The 20559-nt window shown below is 66.8% G+C and carries 20 protein-coding genes and 1 pseudogene; 10 read left to right on the top strand and 11 right to left on the bottom strand.

Going from position 1 to position 20559, the window contains the following annotated elements:
- The first annotated feature begins 6 nt into the window (after positions 1–6).
- A complete protein-coding gene (locus WT16_RS14625) occupies positions 7–327 on the top strand; it encodes a PP0621 family protein (protein WP_006025195.1) in 321 nt (106 codons plus the stop codon).
- The gene (gene ampD / locus WT16_RS14620; RefSeq protein ID WP_006025196.1) at positions 324–914 is read left to right on the top strand and encodes a 1,6-anhydro-N-acetylmuramyl-L-alanine amidase AmpD; all 591 of its coding nucleotides are present in this window, start codon (positions 324–326) and stop codon (positions 912–914) included. The genes WT16_RS14625 and ampD overlap by 4 nt, the downstream gene beginning before the upstream one ends.
- A 152-nt stretch (positions 915–1066) precedes the next feature.
- Here ampD and WT16_RS34910 read toward each other — a convergent pair.
- A pseudogene (locus WT16_RS34910) lies at positions 1067–1379 on the bottom strand (hypothetical protein).
- Between WT16_RS34910 and WT16_RS14615 the strand changes: the two are divergent.
- The 4 genes from WT16_RS14615 (at position 1374) to WT16_RS14605 (ending at position 6953) form a co-directional block, all read left to right on the top strand.
- Entirely contained in the window at positions 1374–4361 is a 2988-nt protein-coding gene (locus WT16_RS14615; RefSeq protein WP_059931098.1) for a ribonucleoside-diphosphate reductase subunit alpha, read from the top strand. The pseudogene WT16_RS34910 and the gene WT16_RS14615 sit on opposite strands and share 6 nt — an antisense overlap.
- A gap of 367 nt (positions 4362–4728) precedes the next feature.
- Complete coding sequence (locus WT16_RS14610) at positions 4729–5943, top strand: ribonucleotide-diphosphate reductase subunit beta (RefSeq protein WP_063533592.1); 1215 nt, start codon at positions 4729–4731, stop codon at positions 5941–5943.
- 76 nt (positions 5944–6019) lie between these two features.
- Entirely contained in the window at positions 6020–6346 is a 327-nt protein-coding gene (locus WT16_RS31275; RefSeq protein WP_075644742.1) for a hypothetical protein, read from the top strand.
- A gap of 28 nt (positions 6347–6374) precedes the next feature.
- A complete protein-coding gene (locus WT16_RS14605) occupies positions 6375–6953 on the top strand; it encodes a histone H1-like DNA-binding protein (protein ID WP_059931096.1) in 579 nt (192 codons plus the stop codon).
- Between the two features lie 240 nt (positions 6954–7193).
- On the opposite strand, the gene WT16_RS14600 is transcribed toward WT16_RS14605, so the two are convergent.
- The 10 genes from WT16_RS14600 to WT16_RS14555 form a co-directional block, all read right to left on the bottom strand.
- Positions 7194–7667 (bottom strand): glycine zipper 2TM domain-containing protein, encoded by a 474-nt coding sequence (locus WT16_RS14600; protein WP_006025201.1) that lies wholly within the window; start codon positions 7665–7667, stop codon positions 7194–7196.
- A gap of 23 nt (positions 7668–7690) precedes the next feature.
- Positions 7691–8629, bottom strand: a complete 939-nt coding sequence (locus WT16_RS14595; RefSeq protein WP_063533591.1) for a carbohydrate kinase family protein — start codon at positions 8627–8629, stop codon at positions 7691–7693.
- 64 nt (positions 8630–8693) lie between these two features.
- Positions 8694–9197 carry a thiol peroxidase gene (gene tpx, locus WT16_RS14590; RefSeq protein ID WP_006025203.1) on the bottom strand — a complete coding sequence of 168 codons (504 nt, stop codon included), beginning with the start codon at positions 9195–9197 and terminating at the stop codon, positions 8694–8696.
- Between the two features lie 73 nt (positions 9198–9270).
- The gene (locus WT16_RS14585) at positions 9271–10488 is read right to left on the bottom strand and encodes a DUF3426 domain-containing protein (protein WP_063533590.1); all 1218 of its coding nucleotides are present in this window, start codon (positions 10486–10488) and stop codon (positions 9271–9273) included.
- Between the two features lie 47 nt (positions 10489–10535).
- Complete coding sequence (prmA, locus tag WT16_RS14580) at positions 10536–11438, bottom strand: 50S ribosomal protein L11 methyltransferase (RefSeq protein WP_015600862.1); 903 nt, start codon at positions 11436–11438, stop codon at positions 10536–10538.
- Positions 11439–11440: 2 nt separating this feature from the next.
- A complete protein-coding gene (gene accC, locus WT16_RS14575; protein ID WP_006025206.1) occupies positions 11441–12808 on the bottom strand; it encodes an acetyl-CoA carboxylase biotin carboxylase subunit in 1368 nt (455 codons plus the stop codon).
- Positions 12809–12893: 85 nt separating this feature from the next.
- On the bottom strand, positions 12894–13367 hold the full coding sequence (accB, locus tag WT16_RS14570) for an acetyl-CoA carboxylase biotin carboxyl carrier protein (protein ID WP_006025207.1): 474 nt from the start codon (positions 13365–13367) through the stop codon (positions 12894–12896).
- A 66-nt stretch (positions 13368–13433) separates the two neighbouring features.
- Entirely contained in the window at positions 13434–13886 is a 453-nt protein-coding gene (aroQ, locus tag WT16_RS14565; RefSeq protein ID WP_063533589.1) for a type II 3-dehydroquinate dehydratase, read from the bottom strand.
- 195 nt (positions 13887–14081) lie between these two features.
- Positions 14082–14642, bottom strand: coding sequence for a TlpA disulfide reductase family protein (locus WT16_RS14560; RefSeq protein ID WP_015600653.1), 561 nt, complete (start codon positions 14640–14642; stop codon positions 14082–14084).
- Positions 14635–15291 carry a hypothetical protein gene (locus WT16_RS14555; protein ID WP_063533588.1) on the bottom strand — a complete coding sequence of 219 codons (657 nt, stop codon included), beginning with the start codon at positions 15289–15291 and terminating at the stop codon, positions 14635–14637. Before WT16_RS14555 ends, WT16_RS14560 begins: the two co-directional genes overlap by 8 nt.
- Positions 15292–15484: 193 nt before the next feature.
- Here WT16_RS14555 and mpl point away from each other — a divergent pair, with 193 nt between their 5' ends.
- From mpl to aroE, 4 genes are all read left to right on the top strand, one after another.
- Positions 15485–16897: a UDP-N-acetylmuramate:L-alanyl-gamma-D-glutamyl-meso-diaminopimelate ligase gene (mpl, locus tag WT16_RS14550; protein ID WP_063533587.1), complete on the top strand. Its 1413-nt coding sequence runs from the start codon at positions 15485–15487 to the stop codon at positions 16895–16897.
- Positions 16894–17463 carry a YqiA/YcfP family alpha/beta fold hydrolase gene (locus WT16_RS14545; protein WP_063533586.1) on the top strand — a complete coding sequence of 190 codons (570 nt, stop codon included), beginning with the start codon at positions 16894–16896 and terminating at the stop codon, positions 17461–17463. The genes mpl and WT16_RS14545 overlap by 4 nt, the downstream gene beginning before the upstream one ends.
- A 115-nt stretch (positions 17464–17578) precedes the next feature.
- A complete protein-coding gene (locus WT16_RS14540; protein ID WP_063533585.1) occupies positions 17579–19666 on the top strand; it encodes an RNB domain-containing ribonuclease in 2088 nt (695 codons plus the stop codon).
- On the top strand, positions 19663–20541 hold the full coding sequence (gene aroE, locus WT16_RS14535; protein ID WP_015602465.1) for a shikimate dehydrogenase: 879 nt from the start codon (positions 19663–19665) through the stop codon (positions 20539–20541). The genes WT16_RS14540 and aroE overlap by 4 nt, the downstream gene beginning before the upstream one ends.
- The last annotated feature ends 18 nt before the right edge of the window (positions 20542–20559 follow it).

Here is a 20559-nt window from a genome sequence, read left to right as displayed (position 1 = left end):
AATCCGATGCGACAAATCCTTCTTCTTATCGTGCTGTTCTTCGCGAGCTCGTGGGTCGCGAGAAAGATTCGCCAAGCGCAGGCGCGCGGCGACGGCCCGTTCGCGGGCGGCACGGGCCGCACGGCCGATTCCGCGCCCGGCACGGGCGGCGCGGCACATGCGGGCCGCGCGCGCGACGCCGCGCTGCCGGAGCCGATGGTTCGCTGCGCGGAATGCGGCGTGCATGCGCCGAAGAGCGACGCCATCGCCGCGGGCGGCGAGTATTTCTGCAGTCCGGAGCACGCGGCGCGTCACGCCGCGCATTCGGGCAGCCGCAGCGAGCAATGAGCGAAGCGGGGCGCTTCGCCGTCGGCGCCGACGGCTGGGTAGACGGCGCGCGGCGCGAGCCGTCGCCGAATTTCGAAGCGCGGCCCGACGGCGAGGTCGTCTCGCTCGTCGTGATCCACAACATCAGCCTGCCGCCCGGCGAGTTCGGCGGCGACGCGATCGTCGAACTGTTCCAGAATCGTCTCGACTGCGACGCGCATCCGTACTACGCCGCGCATCTGCGCGGCGTGCGGGTTTCCGCGCATTTCCTGATCAGGCGAGACGGCACGCTGATCCAGTTCGTGTCGTGCGACGCGCGCGCGTGGCACGCAGGCGCGTCGAGCTTCTTCGGCCGCGAGCGCTGTAACGATTTTTCAGTCGGCATCGAACTCGAAGGCGCGGATGACGTCGCGTTCGGCGCGCCGCAGTATGCAACGCTCGCCGCGCTCGCGCGCGCGCTCGCCGCGCATTACCCGATCGATGCGTTCGCGGGCCACGAGCATGTTGCGCCCGGACGCAAGACCGATCCCGGTCCGCACTTCGATTGGCAACGTCTCGCTGACGATGCCGGTTTCCCGCCGCGATACTTTCCCTATCGGAAGCACTGAGCGCGTGGTCTTTTTGATGCGCGTCGCATTGTTTCGCCGGCCGTGCCTTGCCGCGTCGGCGTATCGCGCTTGTCAATAGATCGCGAGCAAATTTTTCCTTTGGCGCTTCGGCGAGGCTCCACTATACTTGGGGCCAATCGAGCAGTTCGGCACTACATATAGTGTGTCGATCGGGGCGTTTTCCGCTCCCGACCGCGGTCCCGGCGTCGCCGCCGGCCCGCGACATTCTCAGTGCGGCGCATCCGGCCGGCGGTCCGGCGCGCTGCGACCCGCGTGGAAAAGTGCAGCCAGAGGCGCGATACGCATGATGAAGGCCAGTGTGGAATCGAGCGTATCGCGCGGGCCCGACCGGCGCCGCCGCCGCTTCTTCCGCGTCTTACCGCCCGCGCACCTTGTGGCGCACCGTTCGTTTTAATCCGCGGTTCCTTGCCGCATCACCCAACACCAGGAGTTTTGCCCATGCAAACCACCGACAACGCGACGTCCCAATTCGAGAGCGCGGCGAACCGCCCTCTCGCCGGGGGCGCACAAGGCGCGCCGGCACTTGCGTTGCAGACGACGTACGCCGACTACAAGGTGATCCGCCGCAACGGCAGCGTGGTGTCGTTCGAACCGTCGAAGATCGCGATCGCGGTGACGAAGGCGTTCCTCGCCGTCAACGGCGGCCAGGGCGCGGCGTCGGCGCGCGTGCGCGAGCTCGTCGAGCAACTGACGCAAACCGTCGTGCGCGCGCTCGTGCGCAGCCGCCCGAACGGCGGCACGTTTCATATTGAAGACATTCAGGATCAGGTCGAGCTCGCGCTGATGCGCGGCGGCGAGCACAACGTCGCGCGCGCGTACGTGCTGTATCGCGAGAAGCGCCACCTCGAGCGCGTCCACGCGGGCGAGGCGGCGGCCGTCGAATCGTCGGCCGCCGGCGGCATCAACGTGACGGACAACGGCGTCACGCGAGCGCTCGATCTGAACGCGCTGCGGGCGCTGATCGTATCGGCGTGCGAAGGCCTGGGCGACGCAGTGAACCCCGAGCCGATCGTCGCGGAAACGGTCAAGAACCTGTACGACGGCGTGCCGATGACGCAGGTCTACGATTCGTCGATCCTCGCCGCGCGCACGATGATCGAAAAGGACCCGGCGTACAGCCAGGTCACGGCCCGCGTCCTGCTGCACACGATCCGCCGCGAAATCCTCGGCGAGGAGGTGACGCAGGCGGAAATGGCGACGCGCTACGCCGAGTACTTCCCGCAGTTCCTGAAGCGCGGCGTCGAAGCCGAGCTGCTCGACGACAAGCTGCTGCAGTTCGACCTGAAGCGCCTGGGCGACGCGCTCGACGCGAGCCGCGACCTGCAGTTCGGCTACCTCGGCCTGCAGACGCTGTACGACCGCTACTTCCTGCACGTCGACGGCACCCGCATCGAAATGCCGCAGGCGTTCTTCATGCGCGTCGCAATGGGCCTCGCGCTGAACGAGATCGACCGCGAAGCGCGCGCGATCGAGTTTTACAACGTGCTGTCGAGCTTCGATTTCATGAGTTCGACACCGACGCTCTTCAACTCGGGCACGCGCCGCTCGCAACTGTCGTCGTGTTACCTGACGACGGTCGCGGACGACCTCGACGGCATCTACGAGGCGCTGAAGGACAACGCGCTGCTGTCGAAATTCGCGGGCGGCCTCGGCAACGACTGGACCCGCGTGCGCGCGCTCGGCTCGCATATCAAGGGTACGAACGGCAAGTCGCAAGGCGTGGTCCCGTTCCTGAAGGTCGTCAACGACACGGCGGTCGCTGTGAACCAGGGCGGCAAGCGCAAGGGCGCGGTGTGCGCGTACCTGGAGTCGTGGCACCTCGACATCGAGGAATTCCTCGAGCTGCGCAAGAACACGGGCGACGACCGTCGCCGCACGCATGACATGAACACGGCGAACTGGATTCCCGACCTGTTCATGAAGCGCGTAATGGAAGGCGGCGACTGGACGCTGTTCTCGCCGTCGACTTGCCCGGACCTGCACGACAAGTTTGGCGCCGAGTTCGAGGCGGCCTACGTCGGCTACGAAGAAAAGGTCGCGCGCGGCGAGATCAAGCTCTTCAAGAAGATCCCGGCGCAGCAGCTCTGGCGCAAGATGCTCGGGATGCTGTTCGAGACGGGCCACCCGTGGATCACGTTCAAGGACCCGTGCAACGTGCGCTCGCCGCAGCAGCACGTCGGCGTCGTCCACTCGTCGAACCTGTGCACGGAAATCACGCTGAACACGAGCGACGCCGAGATCGCCGTCTGCAACCTCGGCTCGGTGAACCTCGTCGCGCACCTCGCGAAGCAGGCCGACGGCACCTACGCACTCGACGAGGAGAAGCTCAAGCGCACGGTCAGCGTCGCGATGCGCATGCTCGACAACGTCATCGACATCAACTACTACGCGGTCGCCAAGGCGCGCAACTCGAACCTGAAGCACCGCCCGGTCGGCCTCGGCATCATGGGCTTCCAGGACTGCCTGCACCTGCTGCGCACGCCGTATGCTTCCGGCGAGGCGGTCGAGTTCGCCGACCGCTCGATGGAGGCGGTCTGCTACTACGCGTACTGGGCGTCGACCGAGCTGGCCGAGGAGCGCGGCCGCTATTCGAGCTACCGCGGCTCGCTGTGGGATCGCGGCATCCTCCCGCAGGACACGCTGAAGCTGCTGACGGAAGCACGCGGCGGCTACGTCGAAGTCGACACGAGCGCGACGCTCGACTGGCCGGCGCTGCGCGCGCGGATCGACTCGTTCGGGATGCGCAACTCGAACTGCGTCGCGATCGCGCCGACGGCGACGATCTCGAACATCATCGGCGTGTCGGCGTGCATCGAGCCGACCTTCCAGAACCTGTACGTGAAGTCGAACCTGTCGGGCGAGTTCACGGTCGTCAACGAGTACCTCGTGCGCGACCTGAAGGAGCGCGGCCTGTGGGACGAAGTGATGGTCGCCGACCTGAAGTACTTCGACGGCATGCTGTCGCGCATCGACCGCATCCCGGCCGACCTGCGCGCGATCTACGCGACCGCGTTCGAAGTCGATCCGAAGTGGCTCGTCGAGGCGGCGTCGCGCCGTCAGAAGTGGATCGACCAGGCGCAGTCGCTGAACATCTACATGGGCGGCGCGTCGGGCAAGAAGCTCGACGAGGTCTACAAGCTCGCGTGGCTGCGCGGCCTGAAGACGACGTACTACCTGCGCACGATGGCGGCGACGCACGTCGAGAAGTCGACGGTCGCGCACGGCGCGCTGAACGCGGTGCCGACTTCGGGCGGCACGAGCGGCGGGGCGGCGGGCGGCGCGCAAGGCGCGGCGGGCGGCTTCGGCGCGGCGGGCGGCGATGCGCCGTCGGGCGCGATGAGCGCGGCGCCGATCGAGGCGGACGGCCCGGTGTGCACGATGCGTCCGGGCGATCCGGGCTTCGAAGAGTGCGAAGCGTGCCAGTGATGCGGCGCGCGTAGCGCGAAACGAGCGCGAGCGGCGCGTGACGAAGACCGATAAAGGTTGAAGTGCGCGCCGCTCTCTACTAAAAAAATGATAAGGAATCTGTAACGCGGCGAGCGCGTTGCAGCGAGCGGGAAGAGTGATCGAAACATCCCCCGACGACGTCGCGTTTCGATCCGCGTTCGATGCGTCGAGCGCTCCTCGCGAATCACGCGCGGCACACATCGCGCTCCGCATGAACGACGATGCGTTGCTCAAAGTGTTGTATCGAGGTTGCAACGCGAATCGAAAAAAGGATTTTTCATGAGCGAACCCTTTTATCGCTCAGGAAAAGATGGTAAAAACCGATCTAAATTGATGGTGAGAATTTATGCTCAACTGGGATGACGAGAAGACTGCCGTAACTCCCGCGAGCGGAGCGCAGCACAACGCGATGCGCGACCCCGCAGGAATGGCTGTCGGATTGCAGGCCGCGGTGCCTGCCGCTCATCAAGCTTCGTCGGCCCGCGACATCTTCGCGGGCGATTTCGCCGTGGCGCCGAATGCATCGGCCGCCGTCGCTTCGGAAGCGCGGGTCAACGTCGCCGACAAGCGCATCATCAACGGCAAGACCGACGTCAACCAGCTCGTCCCGTTCAAGTACAAGTGGGCGTGGGAGAAGTACCTGGCCGGCTGCGCGAATCACTGGATGCCGCAGGAAATCAACATGTCCCGCGACATCGCGCTCTGGAAGGACCCGAACGGCCTGACGGAAGACGAGCGCCGGATCGTCAAGCGCAACCTCGGCTTCTTCGTGACGGCCGATTCGCTCGCGGCGAACAACATCGTGCTCGGCACGTACCGCCACATCACGGCGCCCGAGTGCCGGCAGTTCCTGCTGCGCCAGGCGTTCGAAGAGGCGATCCACACGCACGCGTACCAATATATTGTCGAATCGCTCGGCCTCGACGAAGGCGAGATCTTCAACGCGTACCACGAGGTCGCGGCGATCCGTGCGAAGGACGAGTTCCTGATTCCGTTCATCCATACGCTGACCGATCCGGCCTTCACGACGGGCACGCTGGAGGCCGATCAGAAGCTGCTGAAGTCGCTGATCGTGTTCGCGTGCGTCATGGAAGGCCTGTTCTTCTATGTCGGCTTCACCCAAATTCTCGCGCTTGGCCGTCAGAACAAGATGACGGGCGCGGCGGAGCAATACCAGTACATCCTGCGCGACGAGTCGATGCACTGCAACTTCGGGATCGACCTGATCAACCAGATCAAGCTCGAGAACCCGCACCTGTGGACGGCCGAATTCCGCGCCGAGATCCGCGAGCTGTTCAAGCACGCGGTCGATCTCGAGTACCGCTACGCGGAGGACACGATGCCGCGCGGCGTGCTGGGCCTGAACGCGTCGATGTTCAAGAGCTACCTGCGCTTCATCAGCAACCGCCGTTGCCAGCAGATCGGCCTCGATCCGCTGTTCCCGAACGAGGAAAACCCGTTCCCGTGGATGAGCGAGATGATCGACTTGAAGAAGGAGCGCAACTTCTTCGAGACGCGGGTGATCGAGTATCAGACGGGCGGTGCGCTGTCGTGGGAATGACCCGACGCGCAGCCGACGAGTAACGATGTGGATGCCGGGCGCAGCCCGGCGCAAGGTTTAGGAGCAAGAACGCCTGATGCAAAGCATGTCCGGCGCCTCAAGGGCCCAAGTACACGACAGGCACTTTGCGAACCCTTCAGTGGGATGGGCAAACTTCCCTCCGGAAAGGGCGGGCGGCCGAGCGGCCGCCGGCTCGATCAAGCGATTAGGGGCGGCGGCGCAGGGCGCGCCGGCTGCCGACTTGATTTGGCGCGCGGTGCCAAGGGGCACGGCGCGCCATACCGTATTCATTAGCGTAAGCAAGTGTCATCCGCGTACGCCGATGAATAGCCCGCTTCGCAGCGCACGTGCTGACAAACGTCCGCGGGAAGCGGGTTTTGACGAAGGGTGTAGTTTGAACTGACTCTCATCTGAACCTGAAGGAGAAAATGATGGCACTTGCCAAGAAGAAGCCGGCCGCCAAGAAGGTTGCCGCGAAGAAGGTCGCTGCCAAGAAGGCCGCACCGGCGAAGAAGGCAGCGGTGAAGAAGGTTGCGGCGAAGAAGGTCGCCGTGAAGAAGGTTGCTGCGAAGAAGGTCGCGGCGAAGAAGGCTGCACCGGCGAAGAAGGTCGCAGCGAAGAAGGTTGCGGCGAAGAAGGTCGCTGCCAAGAAGGCGCCGGCGAAGAAGGCTGCTGCGAAGAAAGTCGCCGTGAAGAAGGTTGCGGCGAAGAAGGTTGCCGCGAAGAAGGCGCCGGCGAAGAAAGCCGCTGCGAAGAAAGTCGCCGTGAAGAAGGTCGCGGCGAAGAAGGCCGCACCGGCGAAGAAGGCTGCCGCCAAGAAGGCTGTTGCGAAGAAGGCCGCGCCGGCGAAGAAGGCTGCTGCGAAGAAAGCTGCGCCGAAGAAGGCAGTCGTGAAGAAGGCTGCGCCGGCGACGACGGCGTCGACGGCATCGGTTGCTCCGGCATCGGGCGTGAAGACCGCGCTCAACCCGGCAGCGGCATGGCCGTTCCCGACCGGCAGCCGTCCGTAAAGACTCGCTGCGCCAAAGCGGACACCGTCGTGTCCTGAATCGAGTAGTCCTACTCGATCGAGATCCCGTCATCGGCTCGCCGGTGGCGGGATTTTTTCATGGCGGCCGCCGTGCGCCGCCCGTGTCCGGACGGCGCGCATAAAAAAAACGCATGCGCAAAGATGCGCATGCGTTTTCGTTCGTGCGGCGCGCGCCGCATCGTGCTCCGGCATGCCGGACGTGGCCGCCGGCGCCGATCGATCAGTGCGTGACGCGGGTCACGCCGCCGCTCGACAGCAGTCGCACGCGTTCGCCCGCGCGGAACACTTCGGGCGTGGCCGCTTGCGTGATCGAGCGCAGGTCGCCGTTGTCGAGGCGCACGGTGATTTCGACGCCGTTCGCCGAACTGAGGCCCTGGCCGACCGCATTGCCGGCCACCGCGCCGGCGAGGCCGCCCGCGATCGCGGTCAGCACCGAGCCGCGGCCGCCGCCGATCGCGCTGCCGGCGACCGCGCCGAGCGCGCCGCCGCCGAGCGTGCCGAGCGCGCTGCCGCCGCCGTCGCCCTGAATCCGCACCGCGCGGACGCTTTCGACCGTGCCCATCCGCACGGTCTGTTCGCGCTGCGCCTGGCCGGCGCTATAGACGTCGGCGGAACCCGGCGGCGTGAAGCAGCCGGCGAGCGTCACCGTCGCGGTCAGCATCGCGGCGAGCGTGAGGGTTTTCCTGGTCAACATGTTTCATCTTCTCCAAACAAGATTCACTTCGGACTGTAGCCGAACGCGGTCTCGAAGCGTGAATCGATTTCCGCGCGGGTCGGCGCGTACGTCTGCGGCCCCTGGTGCGCGATCTTCAGCGAGCCCATCAGGCTCGCGAGGCGCCCCGTCGTCGCCCAGTCGAAGCCGTGCTCGATCCCGTACAGCAAGCCGCCGCGGAACGCGTCGCCGCAGCCGGTCGGATCGATGACCCGTTCCGCGCGCACGGCCGGAATCTGCTCTTCGCCGTCGCGGTGACGGATCGTCGCGCCGTGCTCGCCGCGCGTGATGATGAGCGCCTGAACCCGGCTGGCGATTTCGTCTTCGGACCAACCCGTCTTGTCGCACACCAGCTTGGCTTCGTAATCGTTGACAGCAATGTAAGTCGCAAGTTCAATGCTGCGGCGCAAGGTGGCGCCGTCGAAGAGGGGCAAGCCCTGGCCCGGATCGAAGATGAACGGCACGCCAGCCTGCGCAAGCTCGTCGGTATGCTGGACCATCCCCTGGAAGCCGTCCGGGCCGACGATCGCGAGCTTGATGCCCTTCGCCTCGCCCGCATGATTCACGTGCGACTGCATCATCGCGCCCGGGTGGAATGCGGTGATCTGGTTGTTGTCGAGATCGGTCGTGATCATCGCCTGCGCCGAATACGTGTCGGGCAGCACGCGCACGTGTTCGCGCGACAGGCCGAGCGCATCCATGCGATCGAGGTACGGCTGCGCGTCGACCGCGCCGAGCGTGCCCATCATCCGTGCGTCGCCGCCGAGCAGATTCAGCGCGTACGCGATGTTGCCAGCGCAGCCGCCGAATTCGCGACGCATCGTCGGCACGAGGAAGCTCAGATTGATGAGGTGCACCTGGTCGGGCAGGATGTGCTCGCGAAAGCGCCCTTCGAAGGTCATGATGCTGTCGTAGGCGATCGAACCGCAAATCAGCGTAGCCAAGGTGTGCGTTCCTGTAGAGAAGGTGAGAGGGCGGCCGCGGCGCGCCGCGGCCGTTCGGTGCGGCTTATTTCAGTGCGGCGAGCGCGGCGTCGTAGTCCGGCTCGTCCTTGATCTCGCCGACAAGCTCGGTGTGCGTCACCTTGTCGTTCTCGTCGATCACGACGACTGCGCGCGCGGTCAGGCCGTCGAGCGGGCCGCTCGTCACGTTCACGCCGTATGCGTCGGCGAACGCGCGGCCGCCTCGGAACGTCGACGCGGTGACGACGTTCGCGAGGCCCTCCGCCGTGCAGAAGCGGGTCGCGGCGAACGGCAGGTCCGCCGACACGACGACGACGACCGTGTTGTCGAGCTTGCTCGCCGCTTCGTTGAACTTGCGAGTCGACGTCGCGCAGGTCGGCGTGTCGAGGCTCGGGACGATGTTCAGCACCTTGCGCTTGCCCGCGAAGGTCGCGAGCGACACGTCGGCGAGGTCCTTGCCGACCAGCTTGAAATCGGGCGCCTGCGAGCCGGCTGCGGGGAACGTGCCGGCGATGTCGATCGGGTTGCCGCCCAGCGTGACTTTGCTCATGTTCGTGCTCCAAGTGTGTGCGCCGATGCGGCGCAAGGGTTGAGGCCGAGGCCGCGCGCCGCGTTGCGGCGCGTTACGGATAAAAGATCTGCACGCGGAAGTTCGATGCGGCGATGTCGTCCGTGTCGATCCGGACGATCATCGTCTGGGTCGCGCCGGCGGGCATGCCTGCCTCGACGCGCGTGCCGGGGCGCGCGTAGTCGCGCGGCGCGAGCACGCGGCGCGCGGTGATGTTGTTCGCTTCGTCGAGCAGCGTGAGCTCGATCGACGGATAGGCAAGCGCGACGCGGTAGCGGTTCGTGAGCGGCACCTTCAGCTCGAGAAGGCGCGGGCCGTCGAGCTGGCGCAGGTCGGATGCATCGAGCCGCAGGCCGTCGATCGCGCGCGGCGGCGTGACCGTGCAGCCGAGCGTCGCGCACGCCTCTTTGAAGAGCGGCTCGGTCGACGGCCAGTAGATCGTGATCGTTTCGCGCTGCCACCACGCGAGTTGTGCGGCGAGCAGCGCCGCGAGCGCCAGGGCGACGATCGCGCCGAGCGCGCGCGCGAAGCCGCCGCGCGCGGCGTTCGTCCGCGTTTCGCGGGTCATCGCGAAATGCTCGCGGTTGTCGGTCTCGGGCGCCGCGGCGAACGGCTCGGCATCCGCTCGGGACGGCGCGGCTGAGCCGAAGTGCGGCTCGCGATCGTGAGGGATTCCGGCGAGCGCGGCGGCCGCGGGCGATGCGAGTATGGGTTCGATCGCGTCGCCGGGCAGCGGGGCGAATGTGCGCGCGGGATCGGGCTCGTGTTGCGCGGTCGCGCTTCGATCGAGGTCGCGATCGAGCGTCGGGCGCGGCGGAAGAGGAAATTCGCGAGCGCGGGCGGTGGGCAGATCGGCTTCGGGCATTGCGGCGGCCTGCGTTTCGGGCGTTTCGTCCGCGCCCGCATGCGCCGCGATCGCGACGCCGGCTGCGGCGCTCGCGCTCGTCATCTGCAGCTTCGGATCGACCGCGCCGTCGAGCCAGGGGCCCCACATGTCCCAGGCGCCTGGTGTGAAATCGCGATGGCCTGCTTCGAGCGGGCGGCGATCGGGAGACGTCGCGTCGAACAGGCGCTGCAGCGCCGGCTGCTGCTCCGGCGCGCGCGGCGCCGCTTGCGCAGCAGCCGCTTCCGGCTCGGCGGGCACGAGCGCGCGCGCCGCGTCGAACACTTGCTGGCAATGGCCGCAGCGCACGAGACCGTCGTGCAGCGCAAGCTGTTCCCGCTGCAATCGGAAGACGGTTTCACAATGAGGGCAGCGCGTCGCGAGGAGCATGGTCAGCCGGGCAGCCAGCGGGGCCTGAGTGAAGGACAGCGCTTATTCTAATGGCTTTCGCGCCGAGTTCCGGCGAGGCATACCCAACCTTCGTGTTCGCGCCAGACGGCGATATCGATATAGCGGGCGTAGACGCTCGCGACTTCGTCCGCCTGCCGCGCAAGCACGCCCGACAGCGCGATGCGCCCGCCCGGCCTCACCTTCGACGCAAGCATCGACGCCATCAGCTTCAGCGGATTCGACAGGATGTTCGCGACGACGATGTCGAATTCGCCGTCGGGGCAGTCGCCGGGCAGACCGTACGCGACGTCGGTGCGATTGCGCTCGCTGTTCTGGCGCGCCGCTTCGACCGCTTGCGGATCGATGTCGATGCCGGTCACGCTGCCCGCGCCGCACTTCTTCGCGAGGATCGCGAGAATGCCCGAGCCGCAGCCGTAATCGAGCACCGTCTGGCCGGGTTGCACGGTCTGCTCGAGCCATTCCATGCAAAGGCGCGTCGTCGGATGGCTGCCCGTGCCGAACGCGAGGCCCGGATCGAGCTCGAGCACGAGCGCGTCGGGCTCCGGCGCGTCGTGCCACGACGGCACGACCCAGATCTTCTCGCCGATGTGGATCGGGTCGAATTGCGATTGCGTGAGCCGCACCCAGTCCTGCTCTTCGACTTCGCGCAGCTCGAAGCGCGGCGTTTCGTCGAGGCCGGCTTCGTTCGCGGCGGCGGCGAGCAGCACCGCGGGATCCTGAGTCGCCTCGACGAGCGCGATCACGCGCGAATGCTGCCACGCGGTGCGCTCGGGCACGAGGCCCGGTTCGCCGAAGAGCGGCTGCTCGTCCGGCGTGTCGGCGTCGGCGTCTTCCACGGACACCGACAGCGCGCCCAACTCGACGAGCGCGTCGGACAGTGCCTCCGCGCGCTCGCGGGGCAGCTCGGCGACGAGTTCCCGATAGCTCATGATCACGCTTCTTCCGGCGCGGCCTGCAGCTTCTGCGCGAGCCGGTTTTCGAGATAGTGGATGCTGGGGCCGCCTTCGACGAATTTCGAGTCGAGCATCAGTTCGCGATGCAGCGGGATGTTGGTCAGGATGCCTTCGACCACCATTTCCGACAGCGCGATGCGCATCCGGTTGATCGCTTGCTCGCGCGTCGCGCCGTAGGCGATCAGCTTGCCGATCATCGAATCGTAGTTGGGCGGAACGAAATAACCATTGTACGCGTGCGAATCGACGCGGATGCCGGGGCCGCCCGGCGTGTGCCACGACGTGATCCGGCCCGGCGACGGCGTGAACTTGAACGGATCTTCGGCGTTGATCCGGCATTCGATCGCGTGGCCGCGGAACTGGATGTCGCGCTGGCGGACCGACAGCTTCTCGCCCGCCGCGATCCTGATCTGTTCCTGGACGATGTCGACGCCTGTGATCAGCTCCGTCACCGGATGCTCGACCTGCACGCGCGTGTTCATCTCGATGAAGTAGAACTCGTTGTTCTCGTAGAGGAACTCGAACGTGCCCGCGCCGAGGTAGCCCATCTTCTTGCACGCGTCCGCGCAGCGGTCGCCGATCCGGTCGATTAGGCGGCGCGCGATGCCGGGCGCGGGCGCTTCCTCGATCACCTTCTGGTGACGGCGCTGCATCGAGCAGTCGCGCTCGCCGAGCCAGACCGCGTTCTTGTGCGAATCGGAGAGCACCTGAATCTCGATGTGGCGCGGATTTTCGAGGAACTTCTCCATGTAGACCTGCGGATTGCCGAACGCGCGGCCCGCTTCCTCGCGCGTCATGTTGACCGCGTTCACGAGCGCCGCCTCGGTGTGGACGACGCGCATCCCGCGTCCGCCGCCGCCGCCCGCCGCCTTGATGATCACCGGATAGCCGATCGAGCGTGCAATTTTCACGATCTCCTTCGGGTCGTCCGGCAACGCGCCGTCCGAGCCCGGCACGCAAGGCACGCCGGTGCGGATCATCGTCTGTTTCGCGGTGACTTTGTCGCCCATCATGCGGATCGTGTCCGGGCGCGGACCGATGAACGTGAAGCCCGACTGCTCGACGCGCTCGGCGAAATCGGCGTTCTCCGACAGGAAGCCGTAGCCCGGGTGGATCGCCTCGGCGTCGGTGACTTCGGCCGCGCTGATCAGGGCCGGCATGTTCAGGTAGCTCAGATTCGACGGAGCGGGGCCGATACAGACCGCTTCGTCGGCTAACTTCACGTACTTGGCTTCCTTGTCGGCCTCGGAATAGACGACTACCGTTTTGACGCCGAGCTCGCGGCACGCGCGCTGAATGCGCAGCGCGATTTCCCCGCGGTTGGCAATGAGGATTTTTTCAAACATAGCGAGTATTCGTCTCTTCGATGGACGCGCGAGCGCGCGCCTTGAGAGGAGCGGCGTCGCTGACGGGCGCGCCGCGCGGCGGGTCTTAGCCGATCACGAAAAGCGGCTGGCCGTATTCGACGGCCTGGCCGTTCTCGACGAGAATTTCCTTGATGACGCCGGCCTTGTCCGACTCGATTTCGTTCAGCAGCTTCATCGCTTCGATGATGCAGAGCGTCTGGCCTTCCTTCACCGTGTCGCCGACCTGGACGAACGGATCGGCGCCCGGCGACGGCGCGCGGTAGAACGTGCCGACCATCGGCGACGTCACGACGTGGCCTTGCGGTGCGGCGGCCGCGGGTGCTGCGGCGGGTGCCGCGGCAAGCGCGCCTTCGGTCGGCACCGTCAGGACGGGGGCGGGGGCGCTCACTTGCGGCGCGAAGCCGGCCGACGGCTGTACATAGACCGGCGGTGCGTTCTTGACGATGCGCACCTTGCCTTCGCCTTCGGTGACTTCCAGCTCGGAGATGCCGGATTCGGAGACGAGGTCGATCAGAGTTTTCAGCTTGCGAAGGTCCATCGGGAGTTCCCCTTTCAATACGTGAAACGCCGGTTCGGGACCGGCGCTGAATCGAGTTCTTGAAAATCAGCCGCGCGACGCGCCTTGCAGCTTGTCGAGCGCGTATTCGAGCGCGTACAGATAGCCTTTCCAGCCGAGGCCGCAAATCACGCCGTCGGCCTGATCGGAGAAATAGGAGTGATGCCTGAACGGCTCGCGCCGGTGCACATTCGACAGATGAATCTCGACGAACGGAATCCCGACGCCCGCGAGCGCGTCCCGGATCGCGACGCTCGTATGCGTATACGCGGCTGGATTGATCAGGATGAACTCGGTGCCGTCGCTTCTCGCCGCCTGGACGCGATCGACGAGCGCGCCCTCGTGGTTGCTCTGGAACGACTCGAGTTCGACGCCTGCCTCCTGCGCCCGCGCGGCCAGCGCCTGATCGATCTGCTCGAGCGTCACGCGGCCGTACACCTCCGGTTCCCGGGTGCCGAGAAGGTTCAGGTTGGGGCCGTGCAGCACCAGCAATCGTGTCATAGGTCGCTTCTTTTTCTGCGGAATTGCGCGAACTTTATCGCCAATTAGAGAAATTTGTCTAGTTTTGCCGAATGGACGAGTGTGCCGGCGAGCGCGCATCGGCGTGTTCGCGCGGCCAGAATCTGCCAACGTCATGCAATTTGCCGCTAACCAGATTTCAAATTCTGTCAACGTCCGGCAGCCGGTCGGCCCCGATCAGAGCGTGTCGAGCGTGCGTTTCAGTTCATCCGGATGGATTTGCCCCAATTTTGTCTCGCGAACCTTACCGGTTTCATCGATGACGACGGTGAAAGGTAGCGCCCCGGCGGTATTGCCGAAATTTCGGGCCAGATCTGCACCCGCGTAACCGCTGACGACGATCGGATAATCGACGGGTACCTTTTTCAGGAAATTCTTCACGTTCTGCTCGGAATCGACACCAATTCCGACGAAATGCACGCCTTTCTTCTCGTATTCCCGCGACAGCTTCACGAGCTCGGGCATTTCCTCGACGCAGGGGCCGCACCACGACGCCCAGAAATTGACGACGAGTTTCTGGCCCTTGAATGCCGCGAGCCGCTGCGGCTTGCCGTCGACGTTCGGATACGACGCGGCCCAGAGCGTGTCGACCGCGTTGCCCGCGGCGGGTGCGCCGGCCGGCGTCCCCGCTGGCGCGCCGCCCGCCGCGTTGCCGCGCGCCCAGTGGCCGGCGGCGAGGCCGCCCGCGATCGCGACGGCCGCGATCACGACGCCTGCGAAAATTCCTTTGCTATTCATCGGTTCGGGATTCGGTTGGTGAGGACGGCGGCGCGCCGACGAGCGCGCGCAGCGCTTGCGCATCGGCCCGTGACAGACGGCCGCGGGCGTCCGCCTTCACGGCGCCGCGCAGGTCGTCGCTCGTATACAGTGTGACGTGAATGCCGACGGGTTCCGCGCCGCGCGCTTCGCGCCACAGGAAGCTGAGCGTCTCGACGTCGCTGCGCCCCGCGAAGTGGCGGGTTTCGGATACGTCGTACTGGATGTTCTGGTTCAGCAGGTAGATCGCGAGATCCTTGTGGTTGTCGCAGAAGGTCTGCAGATGGATGTCGGAATGCGCGTTCGCCGTGCCGTTCAGCACGGCGCCCGCGACGTACGGATTGAACGCCGCGAGCCGCTCCATCCACGCGAGCGCGATGACACGCAGCCGCCGCAGTTCGGCCGGCTGCGTGTCACTCTGGAACAGCGCGAGGTATTCGTGCAGTTCTTCTTCGATCTGGTCGTTATCCGGCAGCCATTCGCCGGCAATTCGGCTGTCGCCGAGCACCTGGCGCGCGGCCTTGCGCTTTGCGCCGGCGTAGTCGAGCCCGTCTTCGGCGATCAGGCGTGCCGCGGCGAGCGCGATTTCGTCACGTACGCGTCGCGGATCGAGTAGGGTTTTGCGAGACATGATCCGGCAATCATACTAGATCGGTGCCGAGCGACCCGGCGGTTGCGTCAACCGTCGTTCGCGTCGGGGGTGTCAGTTACAATAGCCCCCTTTGCGCGGCGGCGCGCGCGCCGCGCCGCGGATGTTTTTCCGGCAACCGGCGCGACGTGCGGCCGGCCTCCGATTCGACTACGCCCACGCGGCGCGAAGCTCTATGCATATCCACATTCTCGGCATCTGCGGCACCTTCATGGGCGGTCTCGCCGTGCTCGCCCGCGCGGCGGGCCATACCGTGACCGGCTGCGACGCGGGCGTCTATCCGCCGATGAGCACGCAGCTCGAGGCGCAGGGCATCCAGTTGATCGAGGGCTACGGCGCCGAACAGATCGACTTGAAGCCCGATCTGTTCGTGATCGGCAACGTGGTGTCGCGCGGCAACCCGCTGATGGAGGCAATCCTCGATCGGGGGCTGCCGTATGTGTCCGGTCCGCAATGGCTCGGCGAGCACGTGCTCGCGGGTAAGTGGGTGCTCGCTGTCGCCGGCACGCACGGCAAGACGACAACGAGTTCGATGCTCGCATGGATGCTCGAAGACGCCGGCCTGAATCCGGGCTTCCTGATCGGCGGCGTGCCGCTGAACTTCGGCGTGTCCGCAAGGCTGACCGATTCGAGCTTCTTCGTGATCGAGGCGGACGAATACGACACAGCGTTCTTCGACAAGCGTTCGAAGTTTGTCCATTACCGGCCGCGGACCGCGATCCTGAACAATCTCGAATTCGATCATGCTGATATCTTTCCGGATCTCGCGGCGATCGAGACGCAATTTCACCATTTGGTGCGCACGGTGCCGGGCGTCGGCCGGCTCGTGACGAACGGCCGCGAAGACGCGCTCGAGCGCGTGCTGTCGCGCGGCTGCTGGAGCGATGTCGAGCGTTTCGGCGTCGACGGCGGTTGGCAGGCGCTGCCTGCGGAGGACGGCGTGCCGGTCGACGAGCGTTTCGCCGTGTATTGGCGCAGCGAGCGCGTCGGCGTCGTCGGCTGGCACGTGCAGGGCGAGCACAACCGGCTGAATGCGCTCGCAGCGATCGCCGCCGCGCGTCACGTCGGCGTGCCGCCCGCGCAGGCGGCCGCCGCGCTCGCGACGTTCCGTAACGTCAAGCGCCGGATGGAGGTGCGCGGCAGCGTCGACGGAGTGACCGTCTATGACGACTTCGCCCACCACCCGACCGCGATCGAAACGACGATCGCCGGGCTTCGCGCGCGCATCGGCCGCGAAAACACCCGCATCCTCGCGGTGCTGGAGCCGCGATCGAACACGATGAAGCTCGGCGTGATGAAGGCGCAACTGCCGGCGAGCCTCGCCGACGCCGATCTCGTGTTCGGCTACGGCGCGCCGACCGGCCGCGACGCGCTCGGCTGGAACCTGCGCGACGCGCTCGCGCCGCTCGGCGACAAGGCGCGCGCGTTCGACGACCTGCACACGCTCGTGAAGGCCGTGGCGGCGTCGGCGCGGCCGGGCGACCACGTGCTCGTGATGAGCAACGGCGGCTTCGGCGGCGTCCACCAGAAGCTGCTCGATGCGCTGTCCGTGCGCGGCGGCGCGGCGCCGGCCCGGAGCGGCGCGTGATCCTGTATCTGCACGGCTTTCGTTCGTCGCCGCAGTCGTTCAAGGCGCGCGCGCTGGCCGCGCGGCTCGCCGAGCTCGGCCGCGCGGACGAATGGCGCTGCCCGACGTTGTCGGTCGCGCCGCTCGACGCCGTCGCTGCCGCCGAGGCGGAAGTCGCCGGCGCGCCGGCGCACGGCGTCACCGTGATCGGCAGCTCGCTCGGCGGCTATTACGCGACGTGGCTAGCGGAAAAGCACGGCTGGCGCGCGGTGCTGCTGAATCCCGCGACGCAGCCGCAGCGCGACCTGCGCCGCCATCTCGGCGAGCAGCCGCTGTGGCACGGCGGCGGCACGATCGTCGTCGAGCCGCGTCATCTGGATGAACTGAACGCGCTGCATGTCGCGGCGATCTCGCGGCCCGAGCGCTACTATCTGTTCGCGGCGACGGGCGACGAAGTGCTCGACTACCACGACATGCTCGCGCGCTATCCAGGCGCGCGAACCCGCGTCATTGAAGGCAGCGATCACGGGATCAGCGAATTTGCCGACTATATCGACGACGTTCTTGCATTTTGCGACGCCGGATAGCCCGGCGCCGGATGCGAGATCCGGCGCGCGGCACCCTATACACCACACGCGGCGTCGACGGCTTCCGAAGCGAAGCGCGGCGCGCGGAAGTCTGAACGAAAGACGAGAGTACTGAGTGAACGTTTTCTTCGAGGAATCGGGCAGTTTCAAGGCAGGCAGCGTGCTGTCGCGCCAGGGCGACGCGTTTCAGGTCGAATTGCCGGGCGGCCGGCGCGCGAAGGTGCGCGCGAAGGACGTGCTGATCGAATTCGAGAAACCCGCGGCGGGCGAACTGATGCAGCAGGCGGACGAAGCCGCCCAGCAGATCGACCTGGACTTTCTGTGGGAGTGTGCGCCCGCCGAGGAATTCGCGTACGCGACGCTCGCCGACGAATATTTCGGCGCGAGCTATGGCCCCGTCGAACGCGCGGCGCTCGTGCTGCGCCTGCACGGCGCGCCCGTCTATTTTCGCCGCAAGGGACGCGGCCAGTATCAGCGCGCGCCCGAAGAGCAACTGAAGATGGCGCTCGCCGCGCTCGAGCGCAAGCGCCAGCAGGCGCTCGTGCAGGCCGCCTACGAAGAGGAGCTGAAGGCGGGCAGGCTGCCCGATGCGTTCGCGGGCAAGGCGCTCGGCCTGCTGACGAAGCCGGACAAGAATTCGATCGAATACAAGGCGCTCGACGCGGCGGCGCTCGCGCGCGGCGTGTCGAGCGCGCGGCTGATGCTCGACTGCGGCGGCATTCCGTCGGCGCGCGCGCTGCACGAGGCGCGCTTCCTCGCCGAATACTTCCCGCACGGCACGAGCTTTCCGTCCGTCACGGTCGGCAAGCTGCCCGACGACCTGCCGCGCGCGGACGTCAACGCATTCTCGATCGACGACATCACGACGACCGAGATCGACGACGCGTTCTCCGTCGAGCATCTGTCCGACGGACGCGTACGGATCGGCGTGCACATCGCGGCGCCCGCGCTCGGCGTCGCGCGCGGCGACGCGGTCGATGCGATCGCGCGCGCGCGGCTGTCGACCGTCTACATGCCGGGCGACAAGATCACGATGCTGCCGGACGACGTCGTCGACGTGTTCACGCTGAAGGAGGGCGACTACCGTCCGGCGCTGTCGCTGTACATCATCGTGAAGCGCGACACGCAGGAGATCGTCGCGAACGAGACGCGCGCCGAATTCGTCTACGTGAAGAGCAACCTGCGGCACAACACGCTCGACGAGCTCGTCACCGAGGACGCGCTCGCCGCGGGCGCGGGCGACTATCCGCACAAGGACGACATCGCGGTGCTCTGGCCGCTCGCGCAGGCGCTCTTCGAGCGGCGCCAGGTCGCGCGCGCGGGCTACGGGCTCAGGCGCGAAGCGCAGCGCAACACCGATTACAACTTCTACGTCGAAGGCGAGCACGTGTCGATCACGCCGCGCCGGCGCGGCTCGCCGCTCGATCTGATCGTGTCCGAGCTCGCGATTCTCGCGAACTCGACGTGGGGCGCGTTCCTGCACGATCACAGCGTGCCCGGCATCTACCGGACGCAGCGCGCGTTCGGCATGCCGAGCGGGCCGAAGCGCACGCGGATGCAGACGAGCGCCGCGCCGCACGAGGGGCTCGGCGTGCCGCAGTACGCATGGAGCACGTCGCCGCTGCGCCGCTACGTCGACCTCGTCAACCAGTGGCAGTTGCTCGCGTGCGTGCAGCACGGCGTGACCGCGAAGCTCGCCGCGCCGTTCAAGCAGAAGGACGCGGATCTGTACGCGGTCGTGCAGGGCTTCGACGACACGTACGCCGCTTACGCCGATCACCAGCGCCGGATGGAGTATTTCTGGTGCCTGCGCTGGATCAAGCAGGAAGGCCGCAAGCAGGTGAGCGCGGCCGTCGTGAAGGGCGATCTCGTGCGCCTCGACGAAGTGCCGCTGCTGCTGCACGTGCCCGCGCTCGGCGTGCATGCGCGCGGCACGCGGGTGCTGCTCGACGTGATGTCGGTCGACGAATTGACGATCGAGGCGTCGGTGCGGCTCGTGAGCGTGCTCGACGCGCCGACGGTGTCGAGCGGCGAGCCGGCCGACGACGATGACGCCGACGCGGCCGACGACGTGCTGCTCGACGCCGCCGACGTATCGGCGGAAAGCGAAGCGGAGGCGCTCGCCGAGGCGGGCGGCGCGGCGAGCGGCGACGGCAATGGCAATGGCGAATCGCCGGCGAACGGCGAGGAACAATCGAAATGAGCACGACCGTCGAATCGGCAGCGCGCGCGCGCGATCGCTACGCGGTGATCGGCAATCCGATCGCGCACAGCAAATCGCCGTTCATCCATTCGCGTTTCGCCGAACAGACGGGCGAGGCAATCGAATACACGCATCTGCTCGCGCCGCTCGACGGCTTCTCGGCCGCGGTGCGCGAATTCATCGCGCAGGGCGGGCGCGGCGTGAACGTCACCGTGCCGTTCAAGCTCGAGGCCTATGCGCTTGCCGATACGCTGTCGCCGCGCGCGGCGGCGGCGGGCGCGGTCAACACGCTGCGCTTCGACGCAGACGGCATCTTCGGCGACAACACCGACGGCGTCGGCCTCGTGCGCGACATCGAGACGAATCTCGGCGTGAGCCTGACGAGCGCGCGAATCCTGCTGCTCGGCGCGGGCGGCGCGGCGCGCGGCGTCGTGCTGCCGATGCTCGAGCGCGGGCCCGCGTCGCTCACGATCGTCAACCGGACCGCGAGCAAGGCGGAAGAACTCGTCGGGCAGTTCACGCAAGCGGCGCACGACGCGGGCTGCGTGCTCGCGGGCGGCGGGCCCGAGCGGGTCGCGCGCGAGCCGTATGACGTGATCGTCAACGCGACGGCGGGCAGCCTCGACGCGGCGCTGCCCGAGTGCGACGCCGCGGCGTTCGGTCCGGCGACGCTCGCGTACGACATGATGTACGGCACGCGTCCGACCGTCTTCATGGAGCATGCGGCGACGCTCGGCGCGCGCGCGTCGGACGGGCTCGGAATGCTCGTCGAGCAGGCGGCGGAATCGTTCCACCTCTGGCGCGGCGTGCGGCCCGACGGCGCGCCTGTGCTCGCCGCGCTGCGCGCCGCCCTCGCGGCGTCCGCGGCGCACTGAGCGCGAGAGGCGAAGGCG

Origin of the sequence: Burkholderia sp. MSMB1589WGS (assembly GCF_001636105.1) — a bacterium.
GTDB lineage: Bacteria > Pseudomonadota > Gammaproteobacteria > Burkholderiales > Burkholderiaceae > Burkholderia > Burkholderia humptydooensis.
The sequence above is the reverse complement of the archived record's forward strand: the minus strand, read 5'-3'. Positions and strand labels throughout refer to the sequence as shown.

Coding starts and splice junctions, on each gene's coding strand:
- WT16_RS14625 (WP_006025195.1), top strand. CDS start 7: ATGCGACAAATCCTTCTTCTTATCGTGCTGTTCTTCGCGAGCTCGTGG.
- ampD (WP_006025196.1), top strand. CDS start 324: ATGAGCGAAGCGGGGCGCTTCGCCGTCGGCGCCGACGGCTGGGTAGAC.
- WT16_RS14615 (WP_059931098.1), top strand. CDS start 1,374: ATGCAAACCACCGACAACGCGACGTCCCAATTCGAGAGCGCGGCGAAC.
- WT16_RS14610 (WP_063533592.1), top strand. CDS start 4,729: ATGCTCAACTGGGATGACGAGAAGACTGCCGTAACTCCCGCGAGCGGA.
- WT16_RS31275 (WP_075644742.1), top strand. CDS start 6,020: ATGCAAAGCATGTCCGGCGCCTCAAGGGCCCAAGTACACGACAGGCAC.
- WT16_RS14605 (WP_059931096.1), top strand. CDS start 6,375: ATGGCACTTGCCAAGAAGAAGCCGGCCGCCAAGAAGGTTGCCGCGAAG.
- WT16_RS14600 (WP_006025201.1), bottom strand. CDS start 7,667: ATGTTGACCAGGAAAACCCTCACGCTCGCCGCGATGCTGACCGCGACG.
- tpx (WP_006025203.1), bottom strand. CDS start 9,197: ATGAGCAAAGTCACGCTGGGCGGCAACCCGATCGACATCGCCGGCACG.
- WT16_RS14585 (WP_063533590.1), bottom strand. CDS start 10,488: ATGCTCCTCGCGACGCGCTGCCCTCATTGTGAAACCGTCTTCCGATTG.
- prmA (WP_015600862.1), bottom strand. CDS start 11,438: ATGAGCTATCGGGAACTCGTCGCCGAGCTGCCCCGCGAGCGCGCGGAG.
- accC (WP_006025206.1), bottom strand. CDS start 12,808: ATGTTTGAAAAAATCCTCATTGCCAACCGCGGGGAAATCGCGCTGCGC.
- accB (WP_006025207.1), bottom strand. CDS start 13,367: ATGGACCTTCGCAAGCTGAAAACTCTGATCGACCTCGTCTCCGAATCC.
- aroQ (WP_063533589.1), bottom strand. CDS start 13,886: ATGACACGATTGCTGGTGCTGCACGGCCCCAACCTGAACCTTCTCGGC.
- WT16_RS14560 (WP_015600653.1), bottom strand. CDS start 14,642: ATGAATAGCAAAGGAATTTTCGCAGGCGTCGTGATCGCGGCCGTCGCG.
- WT16_RS14555 (WP_063533588.1), bottom strand. CDS start 15,291: ATGTCTCGCAAAACCCTACTCGATCCGCGACGCGTACGTGACGAAATC.
- mpl (WP_063533587.1), top strand. CDS start 15,485: ATGCATATCCACATTCTCGGCATCTGCGGCACCTTCATGGGCGGTCTC.
- aroE (WP_015602465.1), top strand. CDS start 19,663: ATGAGCACGACCGTCGAATCGGCAGCGCGCGCGCGCGATCGCTACGCG.